1 protein-coding gene is annotated in these 1,129 nt (G+C 60.5%); it reads left to right on the top strand.

What is annotated here, in order from left to right:
• Positions 1-163: 163 nt before the first annotated feature.
• Entirely contained in the window at positions 164-1,111 is a 948-nt protein-coding gene (locus CXK94_RS22180) for an IS110 family transposase (RefSeq protein WP_037045432.1), read from the top strand.
• Positions 1,112-1,129: the final 18 nt, after the last annotated feature.

Genomic DNA, 1,129 nt, shown 5'->3' with positions numbered 1-1,129 from the left:
GACTTCCCTTGTAAGTCTTAACTTAGCCTGCTTCAGGCCGTACTTCCCTCTGGTTACGAGACCGTGAGAGAGCTTGGGTCGAAGCAGGTTTTTCTCCCCACTAGTCCGAACGGTTGCCTGGGTTTGAAGCCCGTTTCGCAAGGTTGGATAACAGGAGGATGTCATGCATGGGGATCCCGTGATTGTCGGTATCGACGTGGCCAAGGCCAAGCTGGATGTCTTCATCAGCCAAGTCGAGCGTATCGAGCAGTATGCGTACCAGCCAGAGGAAGTCCGCTGTTTGCTGCAGACGCTACAGGCGGCTCAGCCTGAGCTGATCGTGCTGGAGGCAACCGGTGGGCTGGAGCGCCGCCTGGTGGCCGAGTTGGCGGCGGCCGGTTTGCCCGTCGTGGTGGTCAATCCGCGTCAGGTTCGCGATTTCGCCAAGGCCACGGGTCAGCTTGCCAAGACCGATACGCTGGATGCCCGGGTATTGGCCGCTTTTGGTGCGGCGGTCAAACCAGCATTACGCGAGATTCCTGCACAAGCGGTACAGGAACTGGCGGAGCTGTTGGCCCGGCGTCGCCAACTGGTCGACATGCTGGTTGCCGAACGGCTCCGGTTGCAGCAGGCGCTGAGCAAAGCGGTACGTCGCGAGCTGAAGCAGCATATCGAATGGCTCGAGCGGCAGCTGCGGGCCAGTGATGCTGGCCTGCACCAAGCGGTAGAGAACTCACCAGTCTGGCAAGCCAAGTACGACCTGCTGTGCGAGGTACGGGGTGTGGGCCCGGTCGCGAGCCTGACCCTCCTGGCTCTATTGCCCGAATTAGGCCAGCTGGATCGCAAACGCATCGCCGCCCTGGTCGGCGTCGCGCCCTACAACTGCGACAGCGGTACAATGCGGGGCTACCGTCGCATTTGGGGTGGGCGCAGTGAAGTTCGTCGGGTGCTGTACATGGCTACGCTCTGTGCCATTCGCAGCAAGAATCCGCCGATCTTGGCGCAGTACCTACGCCTGAAGGCCGCTGGCAAGAAGAGCAAGGTTGCCATCGTGGCCTGCATGCGCAAGCTGCTGGTGATTCTGAATGCCATGATCCGGGATAAAGCGCACTTCCATACGCAAATTGCTTGACGCCGAACACGGTTGCTC

The sequence above is a fragment of the Stutzerimonas stutzeri genome (assembly GCF_002890915.1).
Classification (GTDB): domain Bacteria; phylum Pseudomonadota; class Gammaproteobacteria; order Pseudomonadales; family Pseudomonadaceae; genus Stutzerimonas; species Stutzerimonas stutzeri_AF.
Note: the sequence above shows the minus strand (reverse complement) of the source record. Positions and strands in the feature narration are given on the sequence as shown.

Excerpts from the sequence above, each read along its gene's own strand:
- CXK94_RS22180 (WP_037045432.1), top strand. The coding sequence starts at position 164 with ATGCATGGGGATCCCGTGATTGTCGGTATCGACGTGGCCAAGGCCAAG.